The organism is Streptomyces niphimycinicus, from assembly GCF_018883605.1.
Classification (GTDB): Bacteria; Actinomycetota; Actinomycetes; order Streptomycetales; family Streptomycetaceae; genus Streptomyces; species Streptomyces niphimycinicus.
This window is the reverse complement of sequence record NZ_JAHLEM010001064.1, coordinates 1-965: the sequence shown is the minus strand read 5'-3', so window position 1 is coordinate 965 and position 965 is coordinate 1. Positions and strand designations below refer to the sequence as shown.

Here is a 965-nt window from a genome sequence, read left to right as displayed (position 1 = left end):
TCGGCCGACTCCAGGTCGGCCGCGAGCAGCATGGGATGCAGGGCGGCGTCGAGCAGTGCCGGGTGGATGCCGAAGCCCTCCGCGTCCCCCGCCGCCTCGGGCAGCGCCACCTCGGCCAGCAGGTCAACGCCGTCCCGCCACACGGCACGCAGCCCCTGGAACGACGGCCCGTACCCGTAGCCCGCCGCCACGGCATGCTCGTAGAACCCCTCGACATCCATCGGCTTCGCGCCCTCGGGGGGCCAGACTCCCCCCAGTTCCTCGGCCCCGCTCGGCGCGGCCGGCGGGCCTAGGACACCCTCCGCATGGGTCACCCAGTCCGGATCCGCGCCGGGCTCGGCATCGCGGTCGGGCCGGGAGTACACCCGCACATCGCGCCGCCCGTCCTCGGCGGACTCGCCTACGACGATCTGCACCCGCAGCCCACCCGACGGCGGCAGCACCAATGGGACCTGAAGCGCCAGTTCCTCGATGCCGCCGCAGCCCGCCTCATCGGCCGCCCGTAACGCCCACTCGACCAACGCCGCACCCGGCACCAGCGGCGCTCCGGCGACCACATGGTCACCGAGCCAGCCCTCGCCGCCGGTGGCCGACACCCGTCCGGTCAGCACCAGCCCGCCATCGGCAAGGCCCACCGCCGCCCGCAACAACGGGTGCTCCACCCGCTGGAGCCCCGCGGCACCCATATCACCGACCCCGCCGGTGGCAGTGGCCCAGTAGCGCTGGCGCTGGAAGGCATACGTGGGCAGATCGACGGTACGAGGGGGCGGGTCGGCCGGGAACGCGGCCCTCCAGTCGACGTCGACTCCGGCGGTGAACGCCTCGGCGAGTGAGTGGAGAAGCTGGGCCTGGCCGCCGTGATCGCGGCGCAGAGTCGGCACGGTGACGGCCGTGACCTCGGCTTCCTCAAAGGTCTCCTGAAGCCCGAGCGTGAGCACGGGATGCGTACTGGCCTCGATGAACAC

1 protein-coding gene is annotated in these 965 nt (G+C 73.2%); it reads right to left on the bottom strand.

The features are described from left to right. Positions 1 to 965: polyketide synthase dehydratase domain-containing protein (locus tag KN815_RS47530; protein WP_216347979.1), on the bottom strand; the 965-nt coding region annotated here is incomplete at both ends.